Source organism: Micromonospora sp. S-DT3-3-22 (assembly GCF_015354745.1).
Taxonomy (GTDB): domain Bacteria; phylum Actinomycetota; class Actinomycetes; order Mycobacteriales; family Micromonosporaceae; genus Micromonospora; species Micromonospora wenchangensis.
Genome location: NZ_JACGMO010000060.1, coordinates 1 through 17,649, shown reverse-complemented (window position 1 = coordinate 17,649; position 17,649 = coordinate 1). Strand labels below are relative to the sequence as shown.

Sequence of the window (17,649 nt, the reverse complement as noted above, 5' to 3'; positions counted from 1 at the left end):
ATGACCCGCTGGACACCCGACCCGAGTTTCTACCCCTCCCCGCGCGAGGCGGCCGTCGCGCCCGCCGAGAAGCTGGCCTACGTCGCGGCGTTCGACCGTACGGCGCAACGGCCCGACGCGATCGTCGTGCTCGACACCGATCCCGAGTCCGCCGACTACGGCCAGGTGGTGGGCTGGACCGACCTGCCGCACACCGGCGACGAACTGCACCACTTCGGGTGGAACGCGTGCAGCAGCGCGCTCTGCCCGACCGCTCCCCACCCGCACGTCGAGCGGCGCTACCTGATCGTGCCGGGGCTGCGGTCGTCGCGCACCCACGTGTTCGACACCCGGCCGGACCCGCGCGCCCCGCACCTGGTCAAGGTGATCGGCGCGGAGGAACTGGCCGAGAAGGCCGGCTACTCCCGCCCGCACACCGTGCACTGCGGCCCGGACGGCATCTACCTGTCGGCGCTCGGCGGCGTCGACGGTGCCGAGGGGCCCGGTGGCATCGCCGTGCTCGACCACACCACCTTCGCCGTCCGTGGTGCCTGGGAGGCCGACCGGGGCCCGCAGTTCCTGGCGTACGACGTGTGGTGGCACCTCACCCAGGACGTGCTGGTCACCAGCGAGTGGGGTACCCCGTCGATGATCGAGGACGGGATCGTCGGCGAGCTGCTGCTGGGCCGGAAGTACGGGCACGCGATCCACTTCTGGGACCTCGCCAAGCGCCGGCACGTGCAGCGGGTAGACCTCGGCGACCAGTACCAGATGCCGCTGGAGCTGCGCCCGGCGCACGACCCGACCCGGTCGTACGGCTTCGTCGGGGTGGTGATCAGCGTCGAGGACCTGTCGGCGTCGGTCTGGTTGTGGCACCGCGACGGCGACGGCGCGGACGCCCCGTGGGCGGTGACCCGGGTGATCGACATCCCCGCCGAGCCGGCCGACCCGGCGGACCTGCCGGACCTGCTCAAGCCGTTCGGCGCGGTGCCCCCGCTGGTCACCGACATCGACCTGTCGGTGGACGACCGGTTCCTCTACGTCTCCTGCTGGGGCACCGGAGAGCTGCGCCGGTACGACGTCAGCGACCCCTTCCACCCGGTGCTGGTCGGCTCGGTGCGGCTCGGCGGCATCGTGGCCCGCGCCGCCCACCCGGCCGCCCCGGACGAGCCGCTCGCCGGCGGCCCGCAGATGGTGGAGGTCAGCCGGGACGGCCGACGGGTCTACGTCAGCAACTCGCTCTACGGCTCCTGGGACGACCAGTTCTATCCCGACGGGGTCGGTGCCTGGCTGGCCAAGCTGGACGTCGACCCGGAACACGGCGGCCTCACCCCGGACGAGCGGTTCTTCCCGCAGGGCGAGCAGTTCCGGGGGCTGCGGGTGCACCAGACCCGGTTGCAGGGCGGCGACGCCAGCTCCGACTCGTACTGCTTCCCGTGACCGGGCGGACCCTGCTGGCGGTGGCGGCGCTCGGCGCGTTCCACGGGCTGAATCCGGCGATGGGCTGGCTCTTCGCGGTGGCCCGGGGGTTGCAGGAGCGCCGCCGGGCGGCGCTGCTGGCCGCGCTGCCTCCGGTCGCGGCGGGTCACCTGGCCTCGGTGGCGGTGGTCGCCGCGCTGGTCACCGCCACCCGGTCGGTCACCGCCAGCACCGCGCTGACGGTGGCCGGCGGGGCGGTGCTGGTCGGGTTCGGGCTGTGGCGGCTGCTGTCGCAGCGGCACTTCCGCTGGGCCGGGATGCGGCTGTCGACGGCGCAGGTCGCCGGCTGGTCGTTCCTGATGTCGTCGGCGCACGGTGCCGGGCTGATGCTGCTGCCGGTGCTGCTGGCCGACCCGCCGACCGGCGGGCACGCCGGGCACCTGGCGGCGGCCCCGGCCGGCGCGCTCACCGGACTGGCCGCCGCCGGGGTGCACACCGTGGCGATGCTGGGCGTCGCGCTGACCGTGGCGCTGGTGGTGTACGGGGTGTTGGGCGTCGGGGTGCTGCGTCGGGCCTGGTTCAACGTGGACCGGCTGTGGGCCGGGGTGCTGGTGGCGGCGGGGGTGGTGACGCTGGCTGCGGCGATCTGACCGAATGGCCCCGGCCCGGGTCGACCAGTGGCTCTGCCCGGCGGGTAACTCCTACTGATTCAATAGGAGTTACCCGCCGAGCCGAAGGAGCCCCCGGTGTCCACCGTTGTGTCGTACGACGAGGCAGACCACGACGCCCGCCGGGCCCGGCAGTGGCTGGCCGGCCAGGCCCGGGACCCCGGGGTGTCCCGCGCCGAGCTGATCGCGCTGGGCACGGCGATGAGCGCCCTCGCCGCCGCCGACGACGGACGCGAGCCGGTCGCGCTCGCCGCCGAGCCGGTCGGGGTGGACCCGGGCATCGTCAAGCCGCTCGACCCCGCGCTGCTCACCCCGCTGGACGGCAACGCCGAGCTGCGCTGGGAGGCGATGGCCGGGCAGGGCTACGTGGTGCCGAACGACAGGTTCTTCGTCCGCAACCACACCCACACCCCGCGCATCGACGCCGGCACGTGGCGGCTGCGGCTGTACGGCGACGGCCTGCGCGATGCGCCGACCCGCGACGCCCCGGTCGAACTCGACTACGCCACCCTGCGGGCGCTGCCCGCCGTCGAGCTGCCCGCCCTGGTCGAGTGCGCCGGCAACGGGCGGCACTTCTTCGCCAGCCAGCAGGACACCCCGGTCTCCGGGGTGCAGTGGCGGCTCGGGGGCGTCGGGGTGGCCCGCTGGCGTGGGGTGCCGCTGGCCACCGTGCTGCGGCACGCGGGGCTGACCGCCGACGCGGTGGACGTGATGCCGGAGGGCCTGGACCCGCCGTACGTCACCGGGGGTGTCGACCTCGGCCGGGTCCGTCGCCCGCTGCCGATCGGCAAGGCCCTCGACGACGTGCTGCTCGCGTACGAGATGAACGGGGTGCCGCTGCCGGCGGACCACGGCTTCCCGGTCCGGGTGGTGGTGCCCGGCTGGATCGGCATCTCCTCGGTGAAGTGGGTCGGCGCGATCGAGGTCTCCACCACGCCGCTGTTCTCCCCGTGGAACACCGGCCTCTACCGGATGTTCGGCCCCGGCCAGCCGGCCGACGGTGGGCCGGCCGACACGCAGTCGGTCAAGAGCGCGTTCGAGTTGCCCTGGGACGCCCGGCTGCCGGCCGGCGTCGAGACCACGCTGACCGGCCGGTCCTGGTCCGGGGCCGGCCCGATCGACCGGGTGGAGGTCGACACGGGCGACGGGTGGCGGCCGGCCACCCTGGTCGGGGCGGACCGGGGCGGACCCTGGCAGCGGTGGTCGACGCGCTGGTGTCCGCCGGCCGCCGGCCGGTGGACGTTGCGGGCCCGCGCGGTGGACGTGACCGGTCGCGGCCAGCCCGACCGGGCCGGGGTCAACGACCTCGGGTACCTCTTCGACGGGGTGGTCCGGCATCCGGTGACGGCGCTCTGACCGGGGTGTCGGCCGCCCGGGTGCGACGGGCGGCCGGACCGCCCCGGCGCGACGGTCGCCGCCGCCGCGCCGGGGTGGGGTCGGGGTCCGGTCAGGCGCGGGCGCAGGTCGCCGTGCCGGTGGGACCGTTGCCGGTGCCCTGGAAACCGAACTCGGTGCTGGCCCCCGCACCGACGGTGCTGTTGTAGCTGACGTTGCGGAAGCTGACGGCGCCGGAGGTGCCGGTGTTCTGCGCGCTCCACGCGTTGGTGACGGTGGCCCCCGACGGCAGGGTCAGGTTGACCACCCACCCGTTGAGCCCGGCCGGGCCGGCGGTGACCTTGACGGTGGCCACGAAGCCGCCGGGCCAGGAGTTCAACGACACCGACGCGGTGCAGTCACCGTCACCGGGCGGCGGGGTCGTGGTCGGCGGCGGGGTGGTCGTGGGCGGCGGGGTCGTGGGCGGCGGGGTCGTGGTGGGCGGCGGCGGGGTGGTGGTCGGCGGCGGCGTGGTCGGCGGGACGGTGGTGCCGCCGGCGTTGAGCGCGTTCAGCGTGGAGGTGTACGCGGCCTTCTTGTTGCCGTTGCCGTCGAAGAGCAGCGGCGTGCCGCTGGCCCGCCAGGAGTCGGTGTCCCGGATGCCCCACACGGTGATGCCGGTGCAGCGGGAGATCGCCAGGCAGGCGCGGACGACGCGGGAGTAGCTGTCGGCCTGGGAGCTGCCGGAACCCTCGATGTCCAGCTCGGTGATCTGCACCTCGACGCCGAGGTTGACGAACCGCTGGAGGTTCGCCTGGTAGTCCGACGGCACCGGCGACTGGCTGTTGAAGTGCGACTGGAAGCCGACGCAGTCGATCGGCACACCCCGGGCCTTGAAGTCCTGGACCATGGCGTACACGCCGTTGCTCTTCGCGTTCTGCCCGTCGGTGTTGTAGTCGTTGTAGCAGAGCTTCGCGCCCGGGTCGGCGGCCCGGGCGGCCCGGAACGCCGCCTCGATCCAGTCGTTACCGGTGCGCTGGAGGTTCGAGTCACGACGCCCACCGCCGCCACCGTCGGCGAACGCCTCGTTCACCACGTCCCAGGCATAGATCTTGCCCCGGAAGTGGGTGGCGACCTGGGTGACGTGGTTGATCATCGCGCTGCGCAGCGCGGTGCCGGACATGTTCTGCGCCCAGCCCGGCTGCTGCTGGTGCCAGGCCAGCGCGTGACCGCGGACCCGCATCCCGTTGGCCTGGGCGTGGCTGACCAGCCGGTCGCCGCTGGAGTAGTTGAACTGGTTCTGGTTCGGCTCGGTGGCGTCCCACTTCATCTCGTTCTCGGCGGTCACCATGTTGAACTCGCGGTTCAGGATGCCGACGTAGACGGAGTCGGAGAGCTTGTTCACCGCCACCGCGGTGCCGAAGTAGCGGCCCGTCTCGGCGGCGGCGGCACCGAGGGTGGTGCCGGCGCTGGCGCTGGAGGCGAGGGCGACGGTGGTGCCGACGGCGACCACGCCGCTGGCGATCGAGACCAGGGCGGCACGCAGCCGTGCTGGTGTCCGACGCCCGCTGCCGCGGGCGGAGACATGGTTCATGGCAGACGCCTTTCCACAACGGTGAGGGGGTGCACCGCCCCGGCCTGTCGCCCGAGTGCGGTGACCGGCCCGGGGAGGCGGCATGGTCGCCCGGAGGCCACGCCAGCCTGTGCCGTCGCTCGACCGTCACCGCAGAGGTCGAGGGGTTACCCGCGTGACGCTATCGAAACATCTCCGAAAGTTCAACGAACGTCGATCCCCGATCGTCGCCGCGCGTGGTGCGCCCCCGGCCGGGACGGCCCCGACCAGCACAGGCAGCGCGGCCGGTCCGATGGCTCGACACGGCCTCGAAACCTTTCGACAGCGGCCGGCGGGCAGCGGCCCGACGGCGTGGCCGGCCGCCGCTCAGTCGGTCGCCGCGAGGTAGCCGCTGGCCTGCAGCGCGAACAGCTCCCGGTACGGCCCGTCGACGGCCATCAACGCGTCATGGTCGCCCTGCTGCACCAGCCGGCCACGGTCCATCACGAAGATCTGGTCGGCGTGCCGGACGTTGGCCAGCCGGTGGGTGATCAGCACGACCGTCCGGTCGGGCCGCCGCCGCAGATGCTGGAAAAGCGCGTGTTCGGCGCGGGCGTCGAGGGCGGCCGACGGCTCGTCGCAGATCAGCAGCCGGGCGGCCCGGTAGAGGCCCCGGGCCGCCACCAGCCGCTGCCACTGCCCGCCGGAGAGGTCGTGGCCGTTCTTGAACTCCCGGGCCAGCAGGGTGTCGTAGCCGAACGGCAGCCCGGCGATCATGTCGTGCGCGGCGGCCGACCGGGCGGCGTCCTCGACGGTGGGCCCGGCCGCGTCCGGGGACCGGTCGTACCGGCCGATGCGGATGTTCTGCGCGGCGGTGAACGGGAACTTCCACCACTCCTGGGTCATCACCGCCACCTGGGCGGCGGTCGACGCCGGGTCCAGGTCGGCCACGTCGACGCCGTCCCACCGGATCACCCCGCCGGTGGGCCGGTAGAGACCGGCGATCAGCTTGGCCAGGGTGGTCTTGCCGGAGCCGTTCTCCCCGACCAGCGCGACCACCTCGCCCCGCCGGACGGTGAGACTGACCTCGTCGACGGCCGGGGTGTCGGTGTCCGGGTAGCGCAGGCTCACCCGGTCCAGCTCGATGGTGTCGAAGCCGGTGGCGGGCCGCCCCGGCCCGGTGCCGGTCCGGCCCTCGGCGCGGTCGAGGAAGTCCCGGTAGTCCTGGTAGTAGAGGGCGTCCTCGTAGAGGTTGTTGGTGGCGAAGACGGCGAGGGCGAGGCTGCTGCGGGCCGACTGGAGGGCGAGCAACGCGGTCGCCGCCGCGGCCAGCGCGACCAGGCCGGCGAGCAGCAGCCCGCCGAGCACGGCGTAGACCGCGAAGGCGGCGATCCCGCCGATGGACATCCCGACGGCCCGGGTCCGGCTCTGCGCGCGGGCCAACCGCAGCAGCGCGGCCGTCTCGGCGCTCATCATCCGGCGGAACTCGGTGAGCAGGAAGTCGCGCATCTGGTAGGCCCGCACCTCGGCGGCGGTGTGCCGGTTGGCCATCAGGTTGGCCAGCATCCACATCCGGCGACGCCTGTTGATCCGGGCCAGCATGTCCAGGTACTGCCGGCGGGCCATCCTGACCGCGGTGACCGCCTCGGGCACCGCGGCGAGCAGCAGGCACGGCAGCAGCAACGGCTGGATCACGGTCACCGCGGCGGCGGTGGCCAGCACGCCCACCACCCCGGTGATCAGGTTGACCGTGTGGTCGACGATGGACGCCGCCTCGGCCGTGCCCCGGTCGCGGACCCGGTCCATCTCCTCGGCGAAGCCGGCGTCGTCGAAGGCGGCCAGCTCGACCGCCGTGGTGGTCTCGAACAGCCGCAGCTCCACCGCGTAGGTGATCTGCGGGATCAGCCGGGCCTGCGCCCAGCCTGCGGTGACGGTCAGGGTGCCCTTGACGGCCACCGCCGCCGCGGCCAGCACCAGCGCGGGCAGCGCGGCCCGGACCCGGTCCGGCGTCGGGCCGGCGGCGAACAACTCCCGCAGCACCCCGGTGGTGGCGAGCAGGCCCAGGGTGGTCATCACCCCGGCGGCGAGGTTCAGGCCGATCGCGGCGAGGGTGTCGCGCCGGCTGGTGGCCCAGGCCAACGCGACGGCCTCGCGCACCAGCCGGGGCAGCCGGCGGGCCACCGCACGGAAGCTGGTGTGCGCGAACGCGGTGGCGTGGTGCATCCAGGCGCCGTCGGCCAGCTCCGGCAGGTCGAGCCCGGCATCGGCGGCGGACTCGTCGGGCTCGTCCGCGCCGGCCGCACGGCGGGGTCCGGTCACCGTCGCCATGGTTCCTCCCGGGCCGAAAGGGGGCGGGGCACGGGCGAGCCTACTGTCAGCGACGACGGGCTGTCTCGCCGTGGCGGCGTGTCGTACACCTGTCGCATTGGCGTGTCGCGGGGCACGCCGCGCCACCCGCCGCGCCGGGTCGCGTCGCGTGGCCGCGCCCCGGGTGGCAGGCTGGGACGCGAACCGTCGGCGGCACCACGCGCCGACGACCGTCGTGAAGGAGAAGATCGACCCGATGGCTGCGAGTGTGACCACCACCGACGAATGGCAGGCGCTGCGCAAGCACGCCGAGACGATGCGCGGCACCCACCTGCGGGAGCTGTTCGCGGCCGACCGGCAACGGGGTGAGCGGCTCACCGGCGAGGTCGCCGACCTGCACGTCGACTACAGCAAGAACCTCGTCACCGACGAGACGGTCGGGCTGCTCACCGCGCTGGCCGGGCGGGTCGGGCTGACCGACCGGATCGCCGCCATGTTCGCCGGGGAGCACATCAACTCCACCGAGGACCGGGCCGTGCTGCACACCGCGCTGCGGCTGCCGCGCGACGCCGCGCTGACCGTGGACGGTCAGGACGTGGTCGCCGACGTGCACCGGATGCTGGACCGGATGGCCGCGTTCAGCGAGCGGGTCCGCTCCGGGCAGTGGCGCGGGCACACCGGCGAGCGGATCAGCACGGTGGTCAACATCGGCATCGGCGGCTCCGACCTCGGGCCGGTGATGGCGTACGAGGCGCTCAAGGCGTACCGGGACGGCGGGATCGCCTGCCGGTTCGTCTCCAACATCGACCCGACCGACATCCACGACAAGACCCACGACCTCGACCCGGCGACCACCCTGTTCGTCGTGGTGTCGAAGACCTTCTCCACGCAGGAGACGCTGGCCAACGCCGAGCAGGCCAAGACCTGGCTGCTGTCGGGCCTGGACGCCGACGACGACGCGGCGATCGCGAAGCACTTCGTGGCGGTGAGCACCAACGCGGGCCGGGTGGCCGACTTCGGCATCGACCCGGAGAACATGTTCGGCTTCTGGGACTGGGTGGGTGGCCGGTACTCGCTGCCGTCGGCGGTCGGGCTGGCGGTGATGCTGGCCGTCGGGCCGGACCGGTTCCGCGAGCTGCTGGCCGGCTACCACGCCGTCGACGAGCACTTCCGCACCACGCCGGTGGAGCGGAACCTGCCGGCGCTGCTGGGGCTGATCAACGTGTGGTACGTCGACTTCCTCGGCGCGCAGACCCACGCGGTGCTGCCGTACTCGCAGTACCTGCACCGGTTCCCGGCGTACCTGCAACAGCTCACCATGGAGAGCAACGGCAAGTCGGTGACCCTGGACGGCACGCCGGTCGACCACCCGACCGGGGAGATCTTCTGGGGCGAGCCGGGCACCAACGGCCAGCACGCCTTCTACCAGCTCATCCACCAGGGCACCGTGCTGATCCCGGCGGACTTCATCGCGTTCAGCCAGCCCAACCACGACCTGGGCGAGATGCACGACCTGTTCATGTCGAACTTCTTCGCGCAGACCGCCGCGCTGGCCTTCGGCCGGACGAAGGAGCAGGTCGAGGCGGAGGGCACGGCCGCCGAGGTGGTGCCGCACCGGGTGATGCCGGGCAACCACCCGACCACCTCGATCATCGCGCCGAAGCTCACCCCGTCGACGTTGGGCCAGCTCATCGCGCTGTACGAGCACATCGTGTTCACCTGCGGCGCGGTCTGGAACATCAACCCGTTCGACCAGTGGGGGGTGGAGCTGGGCAAGGTGATGGCCAGCCAGCTCGCCCCGACGCTGACCGGGGACGCGCCGGACCTGTCCGACGTCGACTCCTCCACGGCGGCGCTGATCCGCCGCTACCGCCGGGAGCGCGGCCGGGCCTGAGGTCCGCGTGGCCGTTGCCGGGCACCCCGGCAACGACCACCGGTGAGGTTCGTCGGGACGGCGGTCAGGTCGGCGGGACCCGGCCGCCGTCTCTTTCGATCCGGCTGGTCCAACCAGTTGACGAGTTGACCAGCACGCCGCCAGACTGCTGCCGTGACCTTCGTCCCGGCGCCCCGCAGCTCCGTCTCCGACCACGTCTTCGGCCAGCTCCGCGACGGCATCGTCAGCGGGCGGCACCGCCCGGGTGACCCGTTGCCCGGCGAACGCGAACTCGCCGCCGCGTTCGCCGTCAACCGGCACGCCGTCCGGGAGGCGCTACGCCGGCTGCAACAACTCGGACTGCTGCGGATCAGCCAGGGCGGCGTCACCCGGGTGCTGGACTGGCGGGAGCACGCCGGCCTCGACCTGGCCCTGTCCCTCGCCCAGTCCGGCGACGTGCTGCCGGTGGAGAACCTGGTCCGGGACATGCTGGAGATGCGCGCCTGCGTCGGGGTCGACGCGGCCCGGCGCTGCGCCGTCCGGGCCACCGGGGCGGTACGCCGGGTCGTCGTCGACACCGTGGAGGGGTTCGCCGCCCTCGCCCCGGACCTGTCCGCGATGGCCGAGGCGAACATCATCCTGTGGCGGCACATCGTCACCGGCAGCGGCAACACCGCCTACCTGCTCTCCTTCAACAGCCTGGTGGCCGGGGCGCTGGCCGTCGGCGAGGTGCCGCCGGCCCGACGCGCGACCGAACTGCTGGACGTCGCCGGGCACCGCCGGCTGGCCGCCGCGATCGCCGACGGCCGGGGCGACGACGCCGCCACCGAGGCACACACCCTGCTCACCGCGTCCCTCACCAGCCCGACCGGTTGACCGTCGGGCGTCCCCCACCGGTCGATCCGCACCACCCCCACCCGCCGACCCGTCCCGGGCGTCCACCCCCGTCGCCCGTCCCCCGGAAGGGAACGTCGCGCATGATCCCCGCCGTGCTCTACGCCGTACCCGCGTTCCTGCTGCTCATCGCCGTCGAGGCGTGGTCGTACCGGTTCGCGCCGGACGACGACGAACGCGGCTACGAGCTGCGGGACACCACCACCAGCCTCACCATGGGCGCCGGCAGCCAACTGATCGGCTTCCCGTGGAAACTGCTCACCGTCGGCCTCTACGTCGCGTTGTGGACCGTCGCCCCGGTGCAGCTCTCCCCCACCAGCGTCGGGACCTGGGTGCTGCTGTTCCTCGCCGACGACCTGGCCTACTACTGGTTCCACCGCACCCACCACGAGGTACGCCTGTTCTGGGCCAGCCACGTGGTGCACCACTCCAGCACCCACTTCAACCTCTCGACCGCCCTGCGGCAGAGCTGGACGCCGATGACCTCGCTGCCGTTCTGGCTGCCGCTGGCGCTGCTCGGCATCCCACCCTGGATGATCTTCCTCCAGCAGTCGGTCAGCCTGCTGTACCAGTTCTTCCTGCACACCGAGCGGATCGACCGGCTGCCCCGGCCGGTCGAGTGGGTGTTCAACACCCCGTCGCACCACCGGGTGCACCACGGCGCGAACCGCGAGTACCTGGACCGCAACTACGGCGGCATCCTGATCGTCTGGGACCGCCTCTTCGGCAGCTTCGCCCCGGAGGACACCGCCGTCCGGTACGGGCTGACGACGAACATCGGCACCTACAACCCGCTGCGGGTGGCCACCCACGAGTACGCCGCGATCTGGGCCGACGTGCGGCGGGCCGGCTCGTGGCGGCACCGGCTCGGGCACCTGCTCGGCCGTCCCGGCTGGCAGCCCGCCCGATGAGCAGCACCCGCGCCGCCCGGCGATCCGACCGGGGCCGACCGGCGTCCGGCGGGGCCGGCCGGTGGTGGCTGGGGGCGTTCGGGCTGGCCGCCGTCGTCGAGCTGACCGGGGTCGCCCTCGACGCGCCGGCCGTGCAGTGGGCGGCCAAGCCGCTGCTCGCCCCGCTGCTGCTCGGCTGGCTGCTCGCCGTACGCCGGCGGTGGGACCCGGTGGCGACCGGGCTGGTCTGCGCGACCGCCGGTGACGTGGCGCTGCTGGTGCCCGGCACCACCGCGTTCCTGCTCGGGATGGGGTGCTTCCTCGGCACCCAGCTGGCGTTCCTGACCGCGTTCCTGCGGCACCGGCGGCCACCCGCGCCGGCCGTGGCCGGCTACCTGACCCTGTGGGCGGCGGCGAACGCGCTGCTCTGGGGCCGGCTGGGTGACCTGCGGCTGCCGGTGCTCGGCTACGGCCTGGCGTTGACCCTGATGGCCGCCGCCGGCTGGGGGGTGTCCCGGCGGGTGGCCGCCGGTGGCGCGTTGTTCCTCCTGTCCGACCTGCTGATCGGGGTCGAGGCGACGGGCGTCCGGCTGCCCGGCCACGGGCTGTGGGTGATGACCACCTACCTCGCCGCCCTGCTGCTGATCACCACCGGCTGGGCGGGCCGCCCACCGGCCGCCGACGCCCCCGGGTCGGGCCCCGCGCCGACCCGGCTCAGCCGAGGGCGGCGACCAGGGCCTCCGGGGCCATCGTGGACGGGCGGTCGCTGACCTGGCCGTCGCCGATCTCCACCAGCCGCCACCGGCCGTCGGCCCGCCACGCCAGGTCGGCGGTGACGAAGGGCAGGTCGAGCGCCGTCACCACGGCGGCCAGCGGCCCGAGGTCCACCGGCACGTCGGGCAGTTCCGTCGGGGTGTCCGGGTGCGGGCCGGTGAGCACACAGCGACCGCCCACCCACCAGGTGCGCACCTCGACGCCGGAGAGGGGTTCGAAGCGGCGCAGCACGAAACCACCGGCGACGTCGTCGTCGCGCAGTTCCCGCAGCCGGGTCGCGACCCGCCAGGCGGCGTCACCGTCGGCCAGCTCCGGCACGAAACACGCCTCGTGCCAGTGGTGCTTGGCGGATTTGGTCCAGTCCCGCAGCACCGCCGGACCGCTGCCCAGCGCGGTACGGATGCGGTCGAAGTCGGCCCGGTCGACGCCGACCGTCCAGCCGGACTCCGGGGTGAGTGCCGCCGCCGTGGCGTACCACCCGGGCAGTTCGTGGGCCCGCCGGTACCGGTCGGGGTCGGTGCGCAGGGTGACCTGCCGGGCGCGCAACGCCCCGGCGAAACCCGCGTAGCCGGTGGCGGAGAGCATCCAGCCCCGGTAGACCGCGTCGTCGGCGGCGGGCACACCGGCGACCGCCCGGGTGACGTCCCGCCCCGCCGCGAGGGCGTCGTGGTCGACGACGGCGACCGGGTGACCGGCCACCCGCGCGGCCTGCGCCTCCGCCGCGAAGTGCGGATCCGGTCGACGGGGACGCAGCGGGTCGGCGGGGACGATCAACAGCATCCCCGCATCCTCCCCCGGCCGACCCGCCCGCAACCACCGTCTTTTCCCGCGAACGCGGCACACGGATTTACCCGGAATGGAGGCACGAACGGTCACGCTGTCGGACAGTTCCGCAGCGTGGCGGTGGTCATCCCCGCCCGGGGCGGTTGGTTTCGCTTGCCTGCGGGGTGGAGACTCTTCTTCGGTACCGACAAAGGGGGAGACCGTGTCCGACACCGACCGCCCGCAGCGACATACCCGAGCCGCCGTTCCCGCCGGGGTGACCGATCCGCTCCTGTGGCGGATGGCCCTCGATGTGATCGACGCGCACCATCCCGACCAGGGCGGGCGTTGCGACAACCTGCTCTGCGAGCACCAGGAGTGGCCCTGCGACGCCGCGCGCAACGCCCACCGGGCGTTGACCATGGCCGGCGACGTGACGACCGGCGTCGTCGACGACCGACGCACCGTACGGGAGCAGCCCGTTCGACCCGCGCGGCGCGCGCGTACCGTCGAAGCGGCCTGAACCGGCGATCGCCGTCCCCCTCGCCCCCGGCGGCTGGCGCACCGGGCCGGTGAGGGGGACGCGGCGCGCCTGGTCCTCGTCCCGCCCCCAGACCGCAACCGCTGGCTGCTGAAGCCCTGACGGGGACGGCGGTGTCCGGCACCCCGGGACACCGCCGTCCGCCGCCGGTCGGTCAGCCGAGGCGCTTGGCGGAGCGGATCGCGGCGGCCAGGTTCTCCAGCAGCGGGGCCGCGCCCGCGTACGAGAAGCGGGGCACCGCGTCCCACGGGGTCACCTGGTTGGCCTTGACCGCCGGCAGCTGCGCCCAGGTGGGCTTGGCCGCGAGGTCCTTGGGCTGCAACGCGGTGGAGCGGTTGTCCAGCAGGATCAGGTCGGCCGGGAACTTGCCGGCGTTCTCCCAGCTCAGCGCCTCGAAGTAGTCGCCGGCCTCCAGTTTGGTCGGCACCACGATGTCCACGCCCAGCTCGGCGAAGTACATCAGGTCGGTGCTGACCTTCGGGTTGGAGACGTAGAACAGGTCGGGGCTGCCCGAGGAGGCCATCACCCGGATGCCCGGGTTGGCCCTGACCGCCGCCCGCACCTGCTCGGCGGCGGCCTCGAAGCGGGTCTTGGCCGTGGTGACCTTCGCGGCGGACAGGTCCGCGCCGAGCGAGCGGGCCAGTTCGGCGTACCGCTCGATCGGGCGGGTCATCGGGGTCCGCGCGGTGGCAATCGCGACGCTCGGCGCGAGCTGGAGGATCTTGTCGCGGCTCTCGTCCGGGACGTACCAGAGGGCGTCGGGGTCGTACATGTGGGTGACCAGCAGTTCGGGGCGCAGCGCGGCGTACTTCTCCACGTTGAACTCGCCCCAGACGTTGCCCAGCACGGTGACCTTGTCGACGTCGAGGTCACCGGCCTGCGGCTCGCGGGAGCCGTCGGTACGGGTGGTCTCGCCGAACACCCCGACGAGCGCGGAGTCGAGTCCGAAGTCGACGAGCGCGGCGGCCACCCCGGTGAACGCGACCACCCGGGTCGGCGCGGTGGCCGCCTCGACCTTGCGCTGACGGTCGTCGGTGAAACTCCACGGACCGGCCGGGCCGTTCCCGGCGGGCTTCGCCGGGTCGTCGCCCCCGCCGCAGGCGGCGAGGAACGCGGTCAGGGCCGCACCGCCACCGGCGGCGAGCAGCCCCCGGCGGGACAGGCGGGGTGAGGACGAGGAAGGCAACATGCGACGTCTTTCGATCGGGCCCGGACCGTGACGATCCGCGACGGCACGGTTAGGTTAACCTAACCTAAATCACTGTCAACCCGGCGTGCGCCGCTCTCGTCCCCCAGGAGCCGACCCTGTCCGCCACCCTCTCCCCACCCGCCGCCGCACCGGGCACGGCGCCGACCCGCCGGCGCGTCGGCGTCCGGGCCGCCGGGCTCGGCACGGGCCTGCTGCTGCTCGTCGCCGTGACGGTGCTCAGCATCGCCGTCGGCGCGAAACAGCTCACCCTCGTCGAGGTGTGGCACGGCCTGGTCTCCGGCACCTCCCCCGAGTACGCGGTGGTGCAGCAGATGCGGCTGCCGCGTACGCTGCTCGGGCTGCTCGCCGGCGCGGCCCTCGGGGTGGCCGGCGCCCTGATGCAGGCGCTCACCCGCAACCCGCTCGCCGACCCCGGCCTACTCGGCATCAACGCCGGCGCGTCCGCCGCCGTGGCCACCGCCACCGCCCTGCTCGGCGTCGCCACGGTCCGGGGCTGGATCTGGTTCGCCCTGCTCGGAGCGGTGATCGTCACGGTGGCGGTGCACGCCGTCGGCGGCGGCCGACAGGCCACCCCGGAACGGCTCGCGTTGGCCGGGGCCGCCTTCAACGCGGTGCTCTACTCGTTCGTCAGCGCCGTGATGCTGCTCGACGCGGCCTCGCTGGACCGGCTGCGGTTCTGGACGGTCGGCTCGCTGGCCACCGCCGACTTCACCACCGTCGCCACGGTGGCCCCGTTCATCCTGGCCGGCCTGCTGGTCGGGCTGGCCGGGGCCCGCCCGCTCAACGCCCTGGCCCTCGGCGACGACGCGGCCCGTGCGCTGGGCGCCCGCCCCGCCCTGATCCGGGCCGGCACGGTCACCGCGGTCACCCTGCTCTGCGGCGCGGCCACCGCCGCCTGCGGCCCGATCGTCTTCGTCGGCCTGCTCGTCCCCCACCTGGTCCGCGCGCTGACCGGCCCGGACCTGCGCTGGCTGCTGCCCTACGCGGCGGTGCTCGCCCCGGTGCTGCTGCTCGGCGCGGACGTGCTCGGCCGGGTCCTCGGCCGGCCCGGGGAACTCCAGGTCGGCCTGGTCACCGCCGTGCTCGGCGGCCCGCTGTTCCTGCGTCTGGTGGCCCGCCGGTGAACCGCACCCGTCCCGCCGTCCCACCGGCCCGGCCGCTGGCCCGGGCGATCCGGATCGGCACCCGCTCGGTCCGCTGGCGCGGCCGTAGCGTGACCGTCGGGCTGGTCGCCGTCGCCCTGGCCGTCGTCCTCGGGGTGCTCGCGATCGGTGGCGGCGACTACCCGATGAGCACCGCCGACGTGCTGCGCACGCTGACCGGCGGCGGCAGCGTCGCCGAGAACTTCATCGTCGGCGAGCTGCGACTGCCCCGGCTGGTGACCGCGCTCGGCGTCGGCGCGGCCCTGGCGCTGTCCGGGGCGATCCTCCAGTCGCTGGTCCGCAACCCGCTGGGCAGCCCCGACGTGCTCGGTGTCACCCAGGGCGCGTCGACCGGCGCGCTGATCGTGGTGGTGGCCGGTGGCGGCACCCTGCTGCTGTCCGGCGCGGCGCTGCTCGGCGGCCTCGCCACCGGCCTGCTGCTGTGGACGGTCGCCGGCCGGCACGGCGTGCACGGCTACCGGCTGGTGCTGGTCGGCATCGGCACCACGGCGATCCTCACCGGCGTCAACGGGTGGCTGCTCACCCGGGCCCCGCTGATGGACGCGGCCCGCGCCGTGCTCTGGCTCACCGGCAGCCTCGACGGGCGGGACTGGGCGCAGGCCGTCCCGCTGCTCGGCCTGCTGGCGCTGCTGACGCCGGTGGTGGTCGGCACCGCCCGCGCGCTGTCCCTGATCGAACTGGGCGACGACACCGCCACCGCGCTCGGCGTGCCGGTGTCGCTGGTACGGCAACTGCTGCTCGGCGCGGCGGTGCTGCTCGCCGCCGGGGCGGCGGCCGCCGCCGGACCGGTGTCCTTCGTGGCCCTGGTCGCGCCGCACCTGGCCCGCCGGCTCACCCGGGCACCCGGGCCGAACCTGGCCGCCGCCGCCGGCACCGGGGCGGTGCTGCTGCTCGCCGCCGACCTGGCCGCCCAGCGGACCATCGAGGGCCACCAACTTCCCGTCGGGGTGGTCACCGGGTTGATCGGCGGGGCCTACCTGGTGTGGCTGCTCGCCGCGCGCCGTCGCGCGGCACGGATCTGAGGAGGACGCGGTGACGAGTCGACTCGGCGGGGTCGGGATGACCCTGGCCTACGAACGGCGGGTGGTGGCCCGGGACCTGACGGTGGCCGTGCCCGACCGGTCGTTCACGGTGGTGATCGGCCCCAACGCCTGCGGCAAGTCCACCCTGCTGCGGGCCCTGGCGCGGACGCTGCGGCCGACCGCCGGCACCGTGCTGCTCGACGGCCGGGACATCCACACGATGCGGTCCCGGGAGGTGGCCCGCACCCTCGGCCTGCTGCCGCAGTCGTCGGTCGCGCCGGAGGGCATCACCGTGGCCGACCTGGTCGCCCGGGGCCGCTACCCGCACCAGGGGCTGCTGCGGCAGTGGTCGACCGAGGACGAACGGGTGGTGGCCGAGTCGATGGCCGCCACCGGCGTCACCGAGCTGGCCGCACGGCCCGTCGACGAACTCTCCGGCGGGCAGCGGCAGCGGGTCTGGATCGCGATGGCGCTGGCCCAGCAGACCTCCCTGCTGCTGCTCGACGAACCCACCACCTACCTGGACGTCGCACACCAGATCGAGGTGCTCGACCTGTGCGCCCGGCTGCACGAGGAGCAGGGCCGCACCCTGGTCGCGGTGCTGCACGACCTGCACCACGCCGCCCGCTGGGCCACCCACCTGATCGCCATGCGCGACGGTCGGGTGGTGGCCCAGGGCGACCCGCGCGAGGTGGTCACCGCCGCCCTCGTCGAGGAGGTGTTCGGGCTGCCCTGCCGGATCCTCGAGGACCCGGAGACGGGCACCCCGATGGTCGTGCCCCGGACCCGGCGCGGGCGTCAGTCCGGGCCGGTGAGCGCCGGGTAGTCGGCGGCGGTCAGCGGCCCGACCGACAGCGAGCCGTCGGCGCGGGGCACCTCCAGCGGCCGGCCGCGCAGCAGGAACGACACCCCGGCGACGTCGGAACGGCTGTCCAGGGTGCAGACGATCTGCCCGTAGGCGAGCACCTCGTCGCTGCGGCCGGACTCCTCCCCCGGCGGCTCCACCTCCACCTGGGCCCGCCCGTCGACCAGCCGGGCGCCGAGCACGTGCACCGCGCCGGGCAGGGCGGTGCCGAAGCCGACCGCCCGTTCGGCCCGGGTGGGGCCGGCCAGCAGGCGGCGCAGGTGCCCGTCCACCCCGCCGGCCGCGTCGACCTGCCGGACCGTACGCACCAGTTGACCGCCGCGGACCAGGCAGAACGCCTGCTCCACCCGGCCCGGGGCGCTGCTCGCGGCCGGGGCGGCGGGCGGACCGAACGGCGGTTCGACCGCCCGGGGCCG

General features: G+C 74.2%; 16 protein-coding genes. 11 read left to right on the top strand and 5 right to left on the bottom strand.

The features are described from left to right. The 3 genes from H1A17_RS18390 to H1A17_RS18380 all read left to right on the top strand — a co-directional run bounded on the left by H1A17_RS18390 (position 1) and on the right by H1A17_RS18380 (position 3,422). A complete protein-coding gene (locus H1A17_RS18390) occupies positions 1–1,419 on the top strand; it encodes a selenium-binding family protein (protein WP_194822451.1) in 1,419 nt (472 codons plus the stop codon). Next, on the top strand, positions 1,416–2,048 hold the full coding sequence (locus H1A17_RS18385; protein ID WP_145919714.1) for a hypothetical protein: 633 nt from the start codon (positions 1,416–1,418) through the stop codon (positions 2,046–2,048). Before H1A17_RS18390 ends, H1A17_RS18385 begins: the two co-directional genes overlap by 4 nt. Positions 2,049–2,144: 96 nt before the next feature. Further along, the gene (locus H1A17_RS18380; RefSeq protein WP_205789464.1) at positions 2,145–3,422 is read left to right on the top strand and encodes a sulfite oxidase; all 1,278 of its coding nucleotides are present in this window, start codon (positions 2,145–2,147) and stop codon (positions 3,420–3,422) included. A gap of 91 nt (positions 3,423–3,513) precedes the next feature. On the opposite strand, the gene H1A17_RS18375 is transcribed toward H1A17_RS18380, so the two are convergent. Together H1A17_RS18375 and H1A17_RS18370 are read right to left on the bottom strand one after the other, a co-directional pair. Beyond that, entirely contained in the window at positions 3,514–4,974 is a 1,461-nt protein-coding gene (locus H1A17_RS18375; RefSeq protein ID WP_194822450.1) for an endo-1,4-beta-xylanase, read from the bottom strand. 345 nt (positions 4,975–5,319) lie between these two features. Beyond that, on the bottom strand, positions 5,320–7,260 hold the full coding sequence (locus H1A17_RS18370; RefSeq protein WP_194822449.1) for an ABC transporter ATP-binding protein: 1,941 nt from the start codon (positions 7,258–7,260) through the stop codon (positions 5,320–5,322). Between the two features lie 235 nt (positions 7,261–7,495). Between H1A17_RS18370 and pgi the strand changes: the two genes are divergently transcribed. From pgi to H1A17_RS18350, 4 genes are all read left to right on the top strand, one after another. Further along, positions 7,496–9,133, top strand: a complete 1,638-nt coding sequence (gene pgi, locus H1A17_RS18365) for a glucose-6-phosphate isomerase (protein ID WP_194822448.1) — start codon at positions 7,496–7,498, stop codon at positions 9,131–9,133. A gap of 153 nt (positions 9,134–9,286) precedes the next feature. After that, on the top strand, positions 9,287–9,988 hold the full coding sequence (locus tag H1A17_RS35585; RefSeq protein WP_145919710.1) for a FadR/GntR family transcriptional regulator: 702 nt from the start codon (positions 9,287–9,289) through the stop codon (positions 9,986–9,988). A gap of 101 nt (positions 9,989–10,089) precedes the next feature. Further along, entirely contained in the window at positions 10,090–10,917 is an 828-nt protein-coding gene (locus H1A17_RS18355) for a sterol desaturase family protein (RefSeq protein WP_145919709.1), read from the top strand. Then, a complete protein-coding gene (locus tag H1A17_RS18350; protein WP_194822447.1) occupies positions 10,914–11,666 on the top strand; it encodes a lysoplasmalogenase in 753 nt (250 codons plus the stop codon). Before H1A17_RS18355 ends, H1A17_RS18350 begins: the two co-directional genes overlap by 4 nt. Here the strand turns inward: H1A17_RS18350 and H1A17_RS18345 are convergent. Beyond that, on the bottom strand, positions 11,611–12,450 hold the full coding sequence (locus H1A17_RS18345) for an ATP-grasp domain-containing protein (RefSeq protein WP_194822446.1): 840 nt from the start codon (positions 12,448–12,450) through the stop codon (positions 11,611–11,613). The genes H1A17_RS18350 and H1A17_RS18345 overlap by 56 nt on opposite strands. Positions 12,451–12,655: 205 nt before the next feature. Here H1A17_RS18345 and H1A17_RS18340 point away from each other — a divergent pair, with 205 nt between their 5' ends. Then, on the top strand, positions 12,656–12,955 hold the full coding sequence (locus tag H1A17_RS18340; RefSeq protein ID WP_145919708.1) for a hypothetical protein: 300 nt from the start codon (positions 12,656–12,658) through the stop codon (positions 12,953–12,955). A 172-nt stretch (positions 12,956–13,127) separates the two neighbouring features. Here the strand turns inward: H1A17_RS18340 and H1A17_RS18335 are convergent, their stop codons facing one another. Further along, on the bottom strand, positions 13,128–14,162 hold the full coding sequence (locus H1A17_RS18335; protein WP_145919707.1) for an ABC transporter substrate-binding protein: 1,035 nt from the start codon (positions 14,160–14,162) through the stop codon (positions 13,128–13,130). A gap of 68 nt (positions 14,163–14,230) precedes the next feature. On the opposite strand from H1A17_RS18335, the gene H1A17_RS18330 reads away from it, so the two are divergent. Genes H1A17_RS18330 through H1A17_RS18320 form a run of 3 tightly spaced genes read left to right on the top strand, consistent with a single transcriptional unit; the run spans position 14,231 to position 17,194 of the window. Next, the gene (locus H1A17_RS18330) at positions 14,231–15,307 is read left to right on the top strand and encodes an iron ABC transporter permease (protein ID WP_145919706.1); all 1,077 of its coding nucleotides are present in this window, start codon (positions 14,231–14,233) and stop codon (positions 15,305–15,307) included. 35 nt (positions 15,308–15,342) lie between these two features. Further along, a complete protein-coding gene (locus H1A17_RS18325) occupies positions 15,343–16,368 on the top strand; it encodes an iron chelate uptake ABC transporter family permease subunit (RefSeq protein ID WP_194822462.1) in 1,026 nt (341 codons plus the stop codon). Between the two features lie 37 nt (positions 16,369–16,405). After that, the gene (locus H1A17_RS18320; RefSeq protein WP_228543771.1) at positions 16,406–17,194 is read left to right on the top strand and encodes an ABC transporter ATP-binding protein; all 789 of its coding nucleotides are present in this window, start codon (positions 16,406–16,408) and stop codon (positions 17,192–17,194) included. Here the strand turns inward: H1A17_RS18320 and H1A17_RS18315 are convergent. Then, positions 17,167–17,649 (bottom strand): GerMN domain-containing protein (locus H1A17_RS18315; protein WP_194822444.1); only part of this gene is annotated, 483 nt, incomplete at its 5' end. The two genes, H1A17_RS18320 and H1A17_RS18315, sit on opposite strands and share 28 nt — an antisense overlap.

What these genes read in the sequence shown, in the direction of transcription:
- H1A17_RS18375 (WP_194822450.1), bottom strand. Translation starts at nt 4,974, where the DNA reads ATGAACCATGTCTCCGCCCGCGGCAGCGGGCGTCGGACACCAGCACGG.
- H1A17_RS18335 (WP_145919707.1), bottom strand. Translation starts at nt 14,162, where the DNA reads ATGTTGCCTTCCTCGTCCTCACCCCGCCTGTCCCGCCGGGGGCTGCTC.
- H1A17_RS18345 (WP_194822446.1), bottom strand. Translation starts at nt 12,450, where the DNA reads ATGCTGTTGATCGTCCCCGCCGACCCGCTGCGTCCCCGTCGACCGGAT.
- H1A17_RS18355 (WP_145919709.1), top strand. Translation starts at nt 10,090, where the DNA reads ATGATCCCCGCCGTGCTCTACGCCGTACCCGCGTTCCTGCTGCTCATC.
- pgi (WP_194822448.1), top strand. Translation starts at nt 7,496, where the DNA reads ATGGCTGCGAGTGTGACCACCACCGACGAATGGCAGGCGCTGCGCAAG.
- H1A17_RS18370 (WP_194822449.1), bottom strand. Translation starts at nt 7,260, where the DNA reads ATGGCGACGGTGACCGGACCCCGCCGTGCGGCCGGCGCGGACGAGCCC.
- H1A17_RS18320 (WP_228543771.1), top strand. Translation starts at nt 16,406, where the DNA reads ATGACCCTGGCCTACGAACGGCGGGTGGTGGCCCGGGACCTGACGGTG.
- H1A17_RS18350 (WP_194822447.1), top strand. Translation starts at nt 10,914, where the DNA reads ATGAGCAGCACCCGCGCCGCCCGGCGATCCGACCGGGGCCGACCGGCG.
- H1A17_RS18390 (WP_194822451.1), top strand. Translation starts at nt 1, where the DNA reads ATGACCCGCTGGACACCCGACCCGAGTTTCTACCCCTCCCCGCGCGAG.